Genomic DNA, 15,750 nt, shown 5'->3' on the forward strand with positions numbered 1-15,750 from the left:
CAACCCTGTACAGTTCGCGATTGCTTCGTTCCTCGCAATGACATTTTTTTCGTTGCATTGATTAGTGTGTTATGAAGACAAAAGAAATTTCCAGGCCAGTAGCTAAACAAGTTAAACCCCGTGTTAACGTGGTTACTTTGGGCTGTTCAAAAAACATATACGATTCTGAAATCCTGATGGGCCAGCTGAAAGGCAACCAGTTTGATGTGGTGCATGAGGCCGAAAAAGTGGGTAAAAACGATATCATCGTGATTAATACCTGCGGCTTTATTGATAATGCCAAGCAAGAATCTATCGATACCATACTACAATACAGCGAGCTCAAAGAGCAGGGCAAAGTTGGCAAAGTGATAGTAACGGGCTGCTTAAGCGAACGTTACAAACCCGAATTAGAGGCTGAGATTACCAACGTTGACGCCTACTTTGGCACCAACGATCTGCAAAACTTATTAGCTTCTGTTGGTGCAAATTACAAACATGAGTTAATTGGCGAGCGTTTATTAACTACCCCATCGCACTTCGCTTATTTTAAAATTGCCGAAGGCTGTAACCGTCCGTGTTCTTTTTGCGCTATCCCATTGATGCGTGGTAAACACCTAAGCACCCCTATTGATCAATTGGTTAAAGATGCACAGGCTTTAGTTAAAAACGGCACTAAAGAGTTGATATTAATTGCCCAGGATTTAACCTATTATGGTTTAGATCTGTATGGCAAACGCAACCTGGATGAGTTACTTCGCCGCCTGAGTGATGTGAATGGTGTGGAGTGGATTCGTTTACAGTACGCCTACCCATCTGGTTTCCCTATGGAAATTTTAGATGTGATGAACGAGCGTGATAACATTTGCAAATACATGGATATGCCTTTGCAGCACATCAGCGATGATATGCTTAAATCAATGCGCCGCGGCATTACCAAACAAAAAACTATCGATCTGGTAAACCAGATTCGTGATAAAGTACCGGGCATTGCTATGCGTACCACCTTAATTACCGGCTATCCTGGCGAAACCCAACGTGATTTTGAAGAAATGGCGCAATGGGTTGAGGATACCAAATTCGACCGCCTGGGCTGCTTTACTTACTCGCACGAGGAAAAAACCCACGCGCATTCATTGGTTGATGACGTACCTGATGAAGTAAAACAGGAACGTGCCGACGCGATTATGGAGATTCAGCAGGGAATATCTTTCGATAAAAACCAAGAAAAAGTTGGCCAAACGTTTAAAGTTTTGGTTGATAAAAAGGATGGCGATTATTTTGTTGGTCGTACAGAATTTGATTCGCCCGAGGTTGATAACGAGGTTTTAATTGATGCCAGCATTGATTACGCCACTGTTGGCAGCTTTGTTAACGTAAAGGTAGACAGTGCCGAAGACTTTGATCTTTATGGACATATTGTAAAATAATTCTATTTTGCGGTTTCCGATGATCGAAGTAAGATTAAAAATCTAATTTCGGATCAATATTTAGTTTTTAGCCGATGTTCTATGGGCGATTTAAACAAATCCGAAATCGAACATCCGAAAATCCCAAATCAAAATGGAAGCCTCCTGTATAAGTTATAAAGAAACCGGATTTTTTTCGCCCACGGTTATTGATTACCTCGAAAACCGGGCCGATCTGCAGCCCTTTTACGGTCACCGCCCGGATATGGACGGTTTTGCCGAATTTTTGAAAACAAAAAAAGTGGTTGCTGATCGTGAAATTTTACACCGGGTTTTAAGCAAGCAATACGCGGAAAGGTCGGAAAGTCCGGAAGTCGGAAAGTCCGGAAGTGTAGCAGACCTAAAACGTATAACTTATAACATACAACCTCGTACAGCTCAAAATTTAGACCTACTAAAGCTCGATAACACATACACCATTACTACCGGTCACCAGCTTAATATTTTCGCGGGGCCGTTATATTTTCTTTACAAAATTGCTACCGCCATTAAACTGGCACAGCAATTAAAAGCAGCGCATCCGGATAAAAATTTTGTGCCTGTATACTGGATGGCCAGCGAAGACCATGATTTTGCCGAGATCAATTACACCAACATAGGCGGCAAAAAAGTACATTGGTGGTACGAGGCTTCGGGCGCTACCGGGCGTATTAACCCCGATACCATGCGCCAGGCGCTAAACCAGTACAAAGGCGTTTTAGGGATGGAAGGCCATGCCGGAGAGGTTGCCAACATTGTAGAAACCGCCTATACAAAATTTGATAAACTGGCCGATGCCACCCGCTACCTGGTTAACGCCCTTTTTGGCGAATACGGCCTGGTGATCATTGATGCCGACGATCATGAATTTAAGCAACAATTCGCGCCGATAATAACTGAGGATATCATTAACCAAAACAGCTATAAAAACATTATGGCCACTAACGAGCAATTGCAAAAGTTAGGGGTGCATATACAGGTTAATCCGCGCGAGATCAACTTTTTTTACCTGAAGGATAGCTTGCGTGAACGCATTGTTTTTGAACAGGACAGCTACCAGGTAATGAATACAGAAATAAGCTTTACCGAGGCTGAATTAAGAGCAGAAATAGCCACTTATCCCGAGCGCTTTAGCCCCAATGTGGTAATGCGACCGCTGTACCAGGAATGCATTTTACCAAACATAGCCTACATTGGCGGTGGTGCCGAAGTAGTTTACTGGCTGGAGCTAAAATCCAATTTCGACTTTTATAAGGTTGATTTCCCTATCCTCATTTTACGCAACTCGGCCTTGATTGTTAAAAAAGAGCAGGCCGCGAAAGTGAAGCACATGGATTTGGATACTGCCGATTTGTTTAAACCAACCGACGAACTCAAAACCTTCTGGATTAAAAAACATAGCAACCATAACTTAACACTACAAGAAGAGTGGCGGGAGATGAGCGCGCTGTTTGAAAAAATAAAACTCCGTAGCTATAAAATAGATCCTACCCTATCACCATCAACAGCGGCGGTGCAGGCACGCTTAAAACATGCTGTTGATAACCTGGAAAAGAAACTGGTTAAAGCCGAAAAACGCAATTACGCGGTAAGGTTAGAGCAGTTATCCATTGTTAAGGCCGAACTTTTCCCCAAAGACAGCCTGCAGGAACGTACAGAAAATTTTGGCTTGATGTATGTAAAATGGGGCCAATCCTTTATCGACGAATTGGTGAAGCACTTTGAACCGCTGGCCTTTGAGTTTACGGTGCTAACGGAGCAGTAGATATTAAAAGACTTAATTAAGCGAGAACCGCTTTTAGACTTTTATAGTTCATTTTGGGCTAAAGCCACCTTCCTTATTGCTTTTTCCGCCCCATAAATGGGACGGCAATGAGTTGAAAAATAAGTTTCAAGTCTGATTTTTTTATTCATGGCCATTTGGCTTTAGCCAACGGTTAATGAAAGTAACCATACAGGTGGCTTTAGCCCAAAATGAAGACTTGAGTTCTAAAAGCGATTTTACTGCTTAACGAAGCAAAGATTTGCGAAGTTTTAAAAACTTCGCAAATCTGGAATTTTGTACGCTTATTGCCCTTCAGGGAAATCTGCACCGGTTGTGGTTTCTTCCCATGTGTCAAAATCGTTTTTCAATTGTTCAAGCTTATTACGGGCACCTTTTAGGGCAGCTTTTCCCAACAGTAAACGTAGTGGTGGGTTTTCACTTTCTACAGCTTTCACAATAGCTTCAGCAGCTTTTTGCGGATCGCCGGGTTGTTTACCGCTATAACCACGGATGGCATCTTTGTTTGCCCCGGCAGACTGCTTATAATCGTCAATCACAATTTTACTGTTATTGGCCGAGCGGCCTGCCCAATCTGTACGGAAACCACTTGGCGCAATTACGGTTACCTTGATACCTAAATGCGCGGTTTCTTTTGATAACGATTCGGAATAACCATCTACCGCAAATTTGGTAGCGTTATAAAAACCAACAGCCGGGAAGCCAACCAGCCCGCCTATAGAAGCCACATTAAGAATATGCCCGCTATGTTGCGCCCGCATTATTGGCAATACAGCTTTAGTCATTGCCGCCAATCCCCAAAAATTGATCTCGAACATGCGGCGCACCTCATCGTCTTCGCTTTCTTCGATAGCCCCAAAATAGCCTATACCAGCATTGTTCACCAGCACGTCTATCGTGCCAAATTTATCTTTAATAGTTTTTACGGCCGATGTTACTTCATCCGGCTTGGTCACATCCAGTTTCAGCACAATAGCTGTATCGGGATAATCGGCTACTATATCTTTCACGTCATCGGTATTGCGCGATGCTACGCCGGCCTTATAGCCTTGTTTTAATACAAGCTGCGCCAATTCGCGGCCAAAGCCGGTAGAGCAACCTGTTATTAACCATACTTTATCTTTCATGGTGGTATTATGTTTTGTTACCTAAAGAAACGATTTAAGGCGAAATTGTTTGTCAGGCGAGTTTCATTGTTAGTTATCAATTTACTTCAATGATCTTCATACCCCAGGGTTCCAACTGCATAGTAGCATTACTGCTTACCGCGCTGCCCGAAAAAAGCTCCTTCCCCTTACCATAAGGATAAGTAAAACTCACTTCTTTAGCCGAGTAGTTAAAATAGTAATGAACCGTTTTACCAGCCTGGTTAACACCATATTTGGTAATTAACGGAAAAGCCAATTGCTGGTCTTTACCCCATAGTCCCACTTTTTTAATGGCATCGGCTAATATCTTATCCGTCACGGCATCGGTAGTAAGGCAACCTATGTAAGTAGCCAAACCTTTGCCGTAGGTATTTTCGGTAATGGCCGCATACTTACCCCAAACCGGATGATCATAGTAGGCCAGTACTTTGGCCGTAGTTGGGGTGATGAGTTCCATCCAGGTATTTACCTTTTTGTCTTCGGGTTTTAAATTGAATGCATCGCCCTTTAAAGTCACATTCTCCGGCGAGGTAAACTGACTGTAGTAAATTCCGCAGGCCTCGTCAATAATGCCGGGTTGGTGGGTGGTGCGCACTTTTACGTTTTCGTCAGAAAAGCCACTTTTTAAAGTGTAAATAATATGACCGCCATTTTTAACATACCGGTTTAAGCGCTGCAGCAAACTATCGGGTGCGGCGTACAACAGCGGTATTACTAATAGTTTATAATCTTCCATGTTTTTGCTTGTCGGGTCAACAAAATCGCAGCCTACATTCATGTGGTACAATCCATCGTATAGTTGGCGCAGCACGTCATTATAGCCTGTACGCACTCCCCAGCCAAACCCAAAGGCTTTGAAGGCAGTAAGCGCTTCGTTGCTAAACAATATGGCTACATCGTTTTTCTTTTTAAGGTTGATGAGCCTGGGGCTTAACCGCTCAAAATCTTTACCGATGGTTTTGGCCTCGTCATAAACCGGGTTAGGTTCAAAATCATGGCTCAGCAAACCTTTCCAATACGTTTCAAACGAGTTATGGATGGAATGCCATGGCCAGTACCCCACCCCATTAGCACCAGATGCCAGGTGACTAAATGCCTGCAACCTCAATTGCCCCGGGTAAGGCACCCATTGCGGAAAGCCCTGCGCTTCGGTTTCAATTACCAAATAGTTTTTACCGGGTTTCATGGAACGGGTAACATCCCCGCCAAAAGAAATCTCGACCCCGGTTAGGTGATCCTGGCTGGGGTGATAAATATCGATACCAGCAATATCCAGCGCTTTTGATGCCGCGAAGTGGTCAACATCGGGCTGAATACCGAAAGAATAGCCATGCCATTCCAAATCAAAATTTTGCGTAATAAACTGATCCGGTCGTTTATACTCACGCACAATACTTGCCTGCCAGGCCAGGTATTGCGTAACCAACAGGCGCTGAAATTTGGCAAACTCCGATGATAGGCTGGCATTAATGGTACTCCCCGTTACCGCCGGGAAATCCTCCCAGGTATTGATGCGGTTACTCCAGTAGTTTAGGCCGTAAACCGCGTTAAGGTTATCCAACGTTTTATATTTTTCCTGCATATACTTCACAAACAGCGCCTGCACATTTGGCCCCTGTGTACCGTATGATTTAGTTTCATTATCTACCTGATAGCCGATAACCGCCGGATTATCCTTCACATGCTCCATAATTTTGCGGATCACCCTTTCGGCGTATCTCCTGAAATCGGCATTGGTGATATCCATATTTTGCCTTGGCCCGTATTGGTTTTGGCCAGATGATGTGATAGCTAAAATCTCGGGATGTTTGCGGGCCATCCAGGTAGGGATAGCATAGGTTGGGGTACCTACAATAACTTTAATACCTCCTTTTTGCATGGCAGCCAACACACGGTCGATATGTGTAAAATCAAATACACCATCCTGCGGCTCCACCGTTCCCCACGTCGATTCGGCTATGCGCACCGTGTTAATCCCGGCAGCTTTCATCATCTGCACGTCCTTATCTAATCGTTCATAAGGCATATACTCATCATAATAAGCCACGCCGTAAAGCAGCTTATCCATTTTGGGATATTGCGCAAACGCATTTGCAGCAAAAAGTAATTGCAGTATTAAAACCGGCAGGTATTTTTTGTTCATAAAAGGGTGGTATTGGTTTATATAATTGAAGGTACAAATTAATTGTATTTTTAACACACAATAATTAAAAATGGTAAATACTCTATGATGGACATAGGTTTTCTTATGCATATTAAGCCACAGTTGGATTAGGACGGCAAATTGCGTACCTTTAAACAATGAAATCGAAAACAAGTAAAACCACCAAACAAAATAACTCTTTGAGAGAAGATATTTTAAAATCAATGGTGGCTTCTTTTCGAATTGAAGGCATCCATATTTCGGACGAAAAAGCTACTGCCGCATTAAAAAGAGTAGAGCTTAATCTGGGAAAATAGCTCGAATGAGTTGTTCCATTTTATCATATCGTTTCTCAGCAGCTTGTTGTACGGCTAAAACATAAAACTCAAACTCCTGTTCTCCAATCTTTTCAAACTGCAAACGTTTATAACCCTGTTTTTGCATCATTAAATTTGCGAGTATACGAGCTGTACGCCCGTTACCCTCTCTAAAGGGATGAATAAATAGCAACTCGCCATGCACAACTGCAACATCCCGAATAAGGTCATCTTTGATTTTATAGGCAGATGGCAGGTTTAAAAGAATTTCCTGCTCAAAAGCAGTCATTGTGGATGGTAAAAAGCGCGCAGCGGCAAAAGGGAAACCTCCTTTTGATAGATTCACACTTCTATATTTTCCGGCAAAGGAATATAAATGAGAAAGCGCTGTTTTGTGGATGTTAAGAATATAATTTAGGTTGAACTTGGTTCGCTTCGTGAGTGATTCTGCCAGCATAATCTCGGCCTTTAAAAAGCCTTCAAATTCCGATTCCACTATTTCGTCATATGATTTTAAACCCAGCAGATTAGGTAATATCTCATTTTGATCATCTGGCGTGGTATATTTCATAGCACTATAAACTTATGGATAATATAAGCACTATGGCCTAATTGTTGCAGATTTTTTATAAACTGCACTATCTATGTTAAAAACACTCCCCCTTCTCATACTAATCCTGCTCTTTTATAGCGTAGTAAACGCACAGGCTGTAGATAGTACCCTAAAAAAATCAACAGTAAAAACACTAACAGATGTGGAATACAACGCGTTGTTAAAAGGCGAAGGTATTTTTGGTAACCAGGCCCTGGTTGCTCAGCTTAATCATTACCCCATGCCGGATACCGCTGTAAAGTTTAAAAAGGAGGCGGGCCTTAGTCCGATACAAATAGCGAAAATTACCGCCATTGCTAAGGAGTTGCATCGTAAACGGGTTGAAATGGGCCAATTTATCATCACCAACGAGCTCGCTTTAGATAACGCGCTAAAAAAAGGAACAGATGAAGGCAGCCTCATTTACTATGGCAACCGCTCGGGATTGTACTACGGCGAACTGAGAAATGCCATTTTAATAGCCTGCTATAACACCTGGAAATTGCTATCGCCACAGCAAATAAAAAAGCTGGAAGCATTGCAAAATCATAATTGATATATTTGCCGTTGGATTTGTTTAATTTAGCAGCCCCAAATAAAGTGTATGAAAATAACTTTTGATTTTGAAAAACCCCTTGCCGAGCTGATGCAGCAAATTGAAAAGGTAAGACAGGTGGAAGATAAAAACAAGCTGGATATGTCGGCAACGGTTGCAGAACTGGAAGCCAAATTAGAAAGCGCCAAAAAAGAAATATACGGCAACCTTACCGGCTGGCAAAAAGTACAGATCTCGCGTCACCCCGAAAGGCCATATACCCTGCAATATATTGAGCTGATGTGCGATGATTTTATTGAATTGCACGGCGACCGTACCGTTGGTGACGACAAAGCCATCATTGGCGGTTTTGGTACCCTTAACGGCCAAACCGTAATGTTTATCGGTCAGCAAAAAGGCCGGAACACCAAGGAGCGCCAGTACCGTAATTTCGGTATGGCTAACCCCGAAGGTTACCGCAAAGCTTTAAGGCTGATGAAAATGGCCGAAAAATTCAACAAACCGGTTGTTACTTTAATCGACACCCCTGGAGCATTCCCAGGCTTGGAAGCCGAAGAACGTGGACAAGGTGAAGCCATTGCCCGCAACCTGTTAGAAATGTCGGTATTAAAAGTGCCAATCATTTGTGTGATTATTGGCGAAGGCGCATCTGGCGGAGCATTAGGTATTGGTATTGGCGATAGAGTTCTGATGCTGGATAACTCATGGTATTCTGTAATATCGCCAGAAAACTGCTCAACCATCCTTTGGAAAACCTGGGAAAACAAAGAGCGCGCTGCCGAAGTATTGAAATTAACATCAAACGAGATGTTTAAAAACAAGCTGATCGATGGCGTTATCAAAGAACCACTTGGCGGTGCACACCAGGACCCGGTTGCCATGGCTGCTACCCTCAAAAAACAGCTATTAAAAGACCTCAAAACCCTTAACGAAAAAGATATCACCGAACTGGTTAACGAGCGCATCGAAAAATTCTGCTCGATGGGTGTGGTTAATGAATAATTTTTGGGGAGCAAAGAGTAAGGATTTTTAGATAAAGGAATAAAACTCTGAAGCAAGGACTAAGGACTTTTAGACAAAGGATTTAAACCATAAAACAAAAAAAGCGGCAGTTGCCGCTTTTTTTGTTTTATGGTTACCACCACGGTCATGCTGATTTATTTCAGCACTCCACATGCTGAGTATATTTCATGTTGGATACCTATATTAATGGGTCCTGAAACAAGTTCCAGGATGACTTTTATTTTCAGAGCTGCGAAGATTGAAGCTGTCTTGACTCTTGGTTCTTGATTCTTGACTCTTAAACCCCTACTTCCCTCCCATTCCCAATTTCTGCTCATACGCTTTAAATTGCTTATCAAACTTCGCATTCAACTCTGGTTGTTTAAAGTCGTGGGTAAACTCAACCAGCCCGTTAAGCATCGACATGGAATACTGAATGTCCCTGCTTTCTATACTTACTTCGTTGTTTTGTAGCAGCGTGTAATTATAATCGAGCATGTTGGTAACGTAGTTATACACGGTGTTGGCCAGTTTGTTGGCCATTTCCGTTTCGCCCAGGCGGTAAGCGGTTTCTATCAAGTAATATTTGCGGATGGCTATCTCGGTATTCGGGATATTGTTCGGCATTACATCATCATATTTCTTCAATGCATTCTTCGCCAAATCCGGGTGTCCTTCCTTAAGCAGGTTATCTGCCAGTGTTGAATATAGCCTGCTGATGAGCGGGTAAAACATGGTATACGACTCGTGATCAAGGTATGTGGCATTTTTCATGTTACCCCATTTAAACTTGTTCATCATGTTATTATACATTACCGGCGTGTTGGTTAAATCGGCCTTGCTGGCAGTATCTGGTTTTAAAGGCAGCAAGCGGTTGGCAAAGCCTTCGCTGTATAAATATTTACCTAAACCTATCAGGTTTTCATCGGGTACCGTTGTTGCAAAATAAACGGGCCTTTTCCAGTTATTATGGGCCAGTATATCCATCATCGCCAAAACATCCTTAGTTACATACCTGCCGCCGAAGGTCCAATCCATTTCGGGAACAATTTTATCTTTCTGGCTGGCCGGTACGGTGCCGCTTTGCAAAACATCATTGGCATTAACGGTTATCTTGAAGTTTTTAGTCGGCAGGTAGTTACCAAGATCACCATTATTATATTGTACCATAGCCTCTTTCTCATCAGAAGTTATAAAATCAAAAACTTCTTTTAACTCTGAATTGCCCGGTAATTTTTGATCATTGAGGTAAATTACATCACGCACACCCGCTTTAAATTTATCATCGGGCATAGTAATAGGCAATGGCTCAGATTGGTTCATCTTGTGTTTCATACCGCGGATGTACCAGTCTGTACCCAGCAGACTAAGGTTTACAATACGCACATCGGGCCTTACGTTTTCAACCTCCTGAATATACCAAAGCGGGTAAGTGTCATTATCGGCATAGGTAAACAAAATGGCATTTGGTGCACAAGAGTTAAGGTAATTGTAAGCCATATCATGCGGGGTAAGTTTGGTAGATCGGTCGTGATCGTCCCACTCCTGGCTCGCCATCAATATAGGCGCAACCAATAGGCAAACAACAGAAGCTATAATACCGCTGGTTTTAACATCAAGTTTTTTACGCAAAATATCGGCAATGCCAATTACACCAAGGCCTATCCAAATGGCAAAGGCATAAAACGAACCGGCATACGCATAGTCACGTTCGCGTGGCTGCAGAGGGTCCTGGTTAAGGTAAAGCACAATGGCTAAACCGGTGAAAAAAAACAAAACCAATACCACGCCTGCATTCTGCTGATCCTTTTTAAAGTGAAAAAACAAGCCAACCAAACCAACAATAAGTGGTAAAAAGTATAAACGGTTATAGCTCTTGCTATCGGTAACCGCCGAAGGCAAAGGCTTTTTAAAATTCCAGCCGCTTATCCAGTTACCATCGGCACCGCTGTTGCTGGTTTGCCCATCCAAATCATTGGTGCGCCCTACAAAGTTCCATAAAAAGTAGCGTGTGTACATCTGGTTAATTTGCCAGGTTGCAAAAAAACCCAGGTTGGTGCCAAAGGTTGGTTTTTCATCCTGCCCCAACTTACTCCATGCTTTATAAAACTGGGGGTGACCAGCCTTATCGCTAAACATGCGCGGAAATAAAGTATTACGGTCATAAACGGTAGTCAGCTTTTTACCGGCTACCTCGTACCTTTCTTTACCGCGACGATAAATAGTTGCACCTTCCGTTTGATCTGTTGGTGTCGAGTCAAAAAACTGGCCGTACAATAAAGGTGTATCTCCATATTGATCGCGATTGAGATAGCTGTTTAACGCGAAAGCATCCTGCGGATCGCTATTATTCAAATTAGGGTCGGCTTTGGCACGTACCACAATCATCACAAACGAGCTGTACCCAAACAAAATAAACAGCAGGCAAACAAAAAAGCTATTTAGCGCAAAACGTTTTTCGCGGATCTTTAGGGCATACTCCAGCACAGCCAACAATACAATGCCTACTACAACACCAATAATACCTGTGCTAATGCCAAGCGCCAATACAAAACATATTGCCGATACGATAACAGCCACTTTAGATTGACTGATGGTAAAATAGATACCCGCACCAATAGTGGCTATCATCAAAACAAAAAAAGCGATAGCGCCGCTGCCAAAACCCATACCAAGGGTATTAACAAAAAGCAGATCGGAGTAAGCGGCACCTTTAACCGTAAATTGAATTACTCCCCATAATACAAACGCTACCGACACTACACCAGCCAAAAATGCCAGGATTGTGCCTTGCGCGCTTACCTTTTGCGCCTTGCGGAAATAGATAACCAAGGCTATAGCAGGAATTACTAACAAGTTTAACAAGTGAATACCTATGGATAAACCCATAATGTAGGCTATAAATACTATCCATCTATTGGCATGCGGCTCATCGGCGTGGGCATCCCATTTTAATATGGCCCAAAAAACTATGGCTGTACATAAAGACGATTGCGCGTAAACCTCCGACTCAACTGCCGAAAACCAAAAAGTATCCGACCATGCATAAGCTAAAGCCCCAACCAGTCCAGAGCCTATAATAATGATGAGGTTACCAATGTTTAGGTCCTCTGCTGTTTTAACTAATATCTTTTTGGCAAGGGCGGTAACGGTCCAAAACAAAAACATAATAGTTGCCCCACTCGCCAATGCCGATGCCATGTTGGCCCAATACGCTACTTTGTTATTATTACCCATAGATAATAGCGTAAACACCTTGCCTATCATGGTAAACAAAGGCGCTCCCGGCTGGTGGGCTACCTGTAAACGGTAAATGCAGGCTATAAATTCGCCGCAATCCCAAAAGCTTGCAGATGGCTCAAGGGTTAAAATGTAAGTCAGGGCGGCAATTACGAAGGCCACCCAGCCGAAAATATTGTTGATTTTTGAGTAGTTCATATCGGACAAAATCGATAGCAAGAGGTTTAATGTAGCCCGAAAGTAATAAAAACTATCCCTATGCTAAAAACAAAAGCGCCCTGTTAACACATTTTAACGCGCTTTGGACCGCTTTTGAAACAAAAAAACACTTTTTTTAAATTCTATTTTGAGAGTCAAAAAATCGTCTTATATTTGCATTCCTTTTCGGGGAGTAAGTTACAAACCAAAGGAGATTGCCTGATAGTATAATGGTAGTACGACGGTTTTTGGTACCGTTTGTCTAGGTTCGAATCCTGGTCGGGCAACAATAAAATTTCGGATTTCGAATTTTTGATCACGGAGTATATCCGTTTTAAAAAATTGAAATCCGAATTGTGTTTTAGGAGGTTGCTAACGAACTAATTGCTTTACCTTTCAATAACAACAGATTGAAGGTCAGTCAAATCCGAAATTGAACATCCGAAATCCAAAATCATAAAAGATGCCTTTACAATTTAATCCGGTTAAATTATTCTCAGGTTCGGGCTCAAAAGAGTTAGCAAACAAAATTGCTGATGCTTATGGTCAGGAATTGGGCGATGTGGTTATCTCCCGCTTTAGCGATGGCGAATTTCAACCTCACTTTAATGAATCGATAAGAGGATGTGATGTGTTTTTGATTCAAAGCACGCACCAACCTACCGATAACCTGATGGAATTGCTGATGATGGTTGATGCCGCCCGCCGTGCATCATCGCATTATGTAAGTGCCGTGGTACCCTACTTTGGTTTGGCCAGGCAGGACAGAAAGGATAAGCCCCGCGTGGCTATAAGCGCGAAACTGGTAGCTAATTTATTGGTTGCCGCAGGTATTAACCGCATCATGACCATGGATTTGCACGCAGCGCAAATTCAGGGCTTTTTTGATATCCCGGTTGATCACCTGGACGGTTCCATTATTTTTGTGCCATATATTAAAAGTCTTGGTTTAAAAGCCCTAACTATTGCATCGCCGGATATGGGTGGTTCATACAGGGCACGTGGTTTTGCCAAATTCTTTAATGCCGAGGTAGTAATTTGCGATAAACGCCGTAAGCGTGCAAATGAAATTGAAAGTATGACCCTGATAGGCGATGTAACCGATCAGGATATTGTATTGATAGATGATATTTGCGATACAGCCGGTACACTGGCCAAAGCAGCAGCATTGATCATGGAGCGTGGCGCACGCAGCGTAAGAGCGGTTTGTACACACCCAGTATTATCGGGCAAGGCGTATGAAACTATCGAAAACTCGGTACTAACCGAACTGATAGTTACAGATACCATCCCACTTAAACAGCAAAGCTCAAAAATAAAAGTACTATCAACCGCCGAGCTTTTTGCAAAGGCGATAAACAACGTAAGCGAGCACGGCTCAATTAGCCAGTTGTTTAAGGTAGATTAAGAGCCTCACCTAAATCCTCTCCAAAGGAGAGGACTTGACATAAACGGGGCATAAAGAAAGAATAAAAATATCCTTATCAAGCCCTCTCCTTTGGAGAGGGTTGGGTGAGGCTTAACAATAAATAAAAACAAACAAATGAAATCAATTGCTATTAGCGGTTCTCTAAGAGAGAACGTAGGGAAAAGAGACGCGAAAGAGCTGCGTTACTTAGGCTTAGTGCCTGCAGTTCTTTACGGTGGGGCTACACAAACCCACTTTTCTGTGTCCGCAGCTGATCTGAGAGCCGTAGTTTACACTCCGGTTGTTCATTTCATCGAACTTGAAATTGCTGGTGTTAAATCACAAGCTATCATCAAAGACATTCAGTTTCACCCACTGACTGAACAAATCATCCACATCGACTTTTTACTGCTTGACGAGAAAAAGCCAATCACTATCGAGATCCCGGTTAAATTAACCGGTACTTCACCAGGTGTTAAAGTGGGTGGTAAATTAGTTCAAAAACTAAGGAAACTGCGTATCAAAGCATTGCCAAGCCAGCACTTGGATGCTATTGAAGTAAGTATTGCAGAATTAGAAGTTGGTAAATCTGTAAAGGTATCTGATATTAAATTAGATAACCTTGTAATTACTAACGCTAAAGAAGATACTATCGTTTCTGTAACAACTTCACGTGCATTACGTCAAGCTGAGCAAGAAGCTGCTTCAGGCAAAAAATAAGTTGCCCTTTGGTAAAAAAACGCGATAGGCTTTGCCTACCGCGTTTTTTTTTGATAAAAGATTTTTGGAGTAAGGAGCAAGGACTTTGGGCTTCATTCTGAGGACGAAACAAATTGATTCTCTTGTAAAATATATCTATGCATAATTTTAGACAATTGCGGATCTGGATAGATTCTGTTGAATTAACAAGAGAGGTTTATTTCCTCACACAAAAATTCTCAAGCGATCACAGGTTTGGAATATCAAGTCAATTGTACCGGGCAGCTGTTTCTATTCCATCTAATATAGCGGAAGGATCTGCAAGAAAATCAGAAAAAGATTTTGCTCACTTTCTTTCTATCAGTCTCGGCTCTGCTTTTGAATTAGAAACACAACTTATTATTGCAGAACAATGTAACTTGACGTGTGATACCGATTACACGGTCCTCATTAATCGGGTTCAAGCCTTACAAAAACAAATTAAAGCCTTTTCGAACAGTATAACCTCCTGACCTTAATCTCTCATCATGCTCGTAAAATAGATTAATTCATAATCTATTACCCCAAAAGTCCTAAATCCATAAATCCTTTATCTTTGCTCCAAAAATCTTTGTTCCCAAAATGAAATATCTAATAGTAGGACTCGGAAATATTGGTCCCGAATATGCTGATACGAGGCATAATATCGGTTTTATGGTGCTTGATGAACTGGCTAAGCAGGAAAACGCGAAGTTTCATAACATGCGTTTAGCTTATTATACCGAGGTATCTTTTAAGGGGCGTACGTTGTGCCTTATCAAACCCACAACCTACATGAACCTGAGCGGCAAAGCGCTTAACCATTGGATGAAGGATTTGAAAATTCCGGTCGAAAACGTTTTGGTTATTGTGGATGATATTGCCTTACCATTGGGTACTTTGCGCCTTAAACCCAAAGGCAGCGCCGCCGGGCATAACGGACTAAAAAATATAGAGACTGTGCTTGGCCACAACAACTACGCGCGTCTGCGTTTCGGCGTAAGTGATAACTACCCCAAAGGCAGGCAGGTTGATTATGTACTTAGTGGTTTTGATGATGATGAAAAACCGGAATTGCCGGCGCTGATAGATCGCTCGATAGAAATGATCAAAGGTTTTGCCACCATCGGCACCGAATTAACCATGACCAGGTTTAATAAATAATTCTTTCCTACTGTTAACTAAGCCGTTAGTTAAAATTTGTTAAATATCTTTCCCG

General features: G+C 42.3%; 13 protein-coding genes and 1 tRNA gene. 10 read left to right on the plus strand and 4 right to left on the minus strand.

What is annotated here, in order from left to right; translation table 11 throughout:
- The first annotated feature begins 71 nt into the window (after positions 1-71).
- Both rimO and bshC read left to right on the plus strand, forming a co-directional pair.
- Positions 72-1,409, plus strand: coding sequence for a 30S ribosomal protein S12 methylthiotransferase RimO (gene rimO, locus QWZ17_RS06220; RefSeq protein ID WP_290304194.1), 1,338 nt, complete (start codon positions 72-74; stop codon positions 1,407-1,409).
- A 133-nt stretch (positions 1,410-1,542) separates the two neighbouring features.
- Entirely contained in the window at positions 1,543-3,192 is a 1,650-nt protein-coding gene (gene bshC, locus QWZ17_RS06225) for a bacillithiol biosynthesis cysteine-adding enzyme BshC (protein ID WP_290304195.1), read from the plus strand.
- A 302-nt stretch (positions 3,193-3,494) separates the two neighbouring features.
- Here bshC and QWZ17_RS06230 read toward each other — a convergent pair whose 3' ends face one another.
- Positions 3,495-4,337 carry an oxidoreductase gene (locus tag QWZ17_RS06230; RefSeq protein WP_290304196.1) on the minus strand — a complete coding sequence of 281 codons (843 nt, stop codon included), beginning with the start codon at positions 4,335-4,337 and terminating at the stop codon, positions 3,495-3,497.
- A 76-nt stretch (positions 4,338-4,413) separates the two neighbouring features.
- Positions 4,414-6,501 (minus strand): beta-galactosidase, encoded by a 2,088-nt coding sequence (locus QWZ17_RS06235; protein WP_290304198.1) that lies wholly within the window; start codon positions 6,499-6,501, stop codon positions 4,414-4,416.
- 158 nt (positions 6,502-6,659) lie between these two features.
- Here QWZ17_RS06235 and QWZ17_RS06240 point away from each other — a divergent pair, with 158 nt between their 5' ends.
- A complete protein-coding gene (locus QWZ17_RS06240; RefSeq protein ID WP_290304199.1) occupies positions 6,660-6,818 on the plus strand; it encodes a hypothetical protein in 159 nt (52 codons plus the stop codon).
- On the opposite strand, the gene QWZ17_RS06245 is transcribed toward QWZ17_RS06240, so the two are convergent.
- Positions 6,802-7,389 (minus strand): Fic/DOC family protein, encoded by a 588-nt coding sequence (locus QWZ17_RS06245; RefSeq protein WP_290304200.1) that lies wholly within the window; start codon positions 7,387-7,389, stop codon positions 6,802-6,804. The genes QWZ17_RS06240 and QWZ17_RS06245 overlap by 17 nt on opposite strands.
- Before the next feature lie 73 nt (positions 7,390-7,462).
- On the opposite strand from QWZ17_RS06245, the gene QWZ17_RS06250 reads away from it, so the two are divergent.
- Both QWZ17_RS06250 and QWZ17_RS06255 read left to right on the plus strand, forming a co-directional pair.
- Positions 7,463-7,966, plus strand: a complete 504-nt coding sequence (locus tag QWZ17_RS06250; RefSeq protein ID WP_290304201.1) for a hypothetical protein — start codon at positions 7,463-7,465, stop codon at positions 7,964-7,966.
- 48 nt (positions 7,967-8,014) lie between these two features.
- Positions 8,015-8,968 carry an acetyl-CoA carboxylase carboxyltransferase subunit alpha gene (locus QWZ17_RS06255; RefSeq protein WP_290304202.1) on the plus strand — a complete coding sequence of 318 codons (954 nt, stop codon included), beginning with the start codon at positions 8,015-8,017 and terminating at the stop codon, positions 8,966-8,968.
- 306 nt (positions 8,969-9,274) lie between these two features.
- Here QWZ17_RS06255 and QWZ17_RS06260 read toward each other — a convergent pair whose 3' ends face one another.
- A complete protein-coding gene (locus QWZ17_RS06260) occupies positions 9,275-12,406 on the minus strand; it encodes a glycosyltransferase family 117 protein (RefSeq protein ID WP_290304203.1) in 3,132 nt (1,043 codons plus the stop codon).
- A gap of 216 nt (positions 12,407-12,622) precedes the next feature.
- Between QWZ17_RS06260 and QWZ17_RS06265 the strand changes: the two genes are divergently transcribed.
- The 5 genes from QWZ17_RS06265 (at position 12,623) to pth (ending at position 15,695) form a co-directional block, all read left to right on the plus strand.
- Positions 12,623-12,693, plus strand: a tRNA-Gln gene (locus QWZ17_RS06265).
- Positions 12,694-12,869: 176 nt separating this feature from the next.
- Entirely contained in the window at positions 12,870-13,814 is a 945-nt protein-coding gene (locus QWZ17_RS06270) for a ribose-phosphate pyrophosphokinase (protein ID WP_290304204.1), read from the plus strand.
- Positions 13,815-13,949: 135 nt separating this feature from the next.
- Positions 13,950-14,534 (plus strand): 50S ribosomal protein L25/general stress protein Ctc, encoded by a 585-nt coding sequence (locus tag QWZ17_RS06275; protein ID WP_290304205.1) that lies wholly within the window; start codon positions 13,950-13,952, stop codon positions 14,532-14,534.
- A 137-nt stretch (positions 14,535-14,671) separates the two neighbouring features.
- The gene (locus tag QWZ17_RS06280) at positions 14,672-15,025 is read left to right on the plus strand and encodes a four helix bundle protein (protein WP_290304206.1); all 354 of its coding nucleotides are present in this window, start codon (positions 14,672-14,674) and stop codon (positions 15,023-15,025) included.
- A gap of 109 nt (positions 15,026-15,134) precedes the next feature.
- Entirely contained in the window at positions 15,135-15,695 is a 561-nt protein-coding gene (pth, locus tag QWZ17_RS06285; protein WP_290304207.1) for an aminoacyl-tRNA hydrolase, read from the plus strand.
- The last annotated feature ends 55 nt before the right edge of the window (positions 15,696-15,750 follow it).

This window comes from Mucilaginibacter flavus, from assembly GCF_030409315.1.
GTDB lineage: Bacteria > Bacteroidota > Bacteroidia > Sphingobacteriales > Sphingobacteriaceae > Mucilaginibacter > Mucilaginibacter flavus.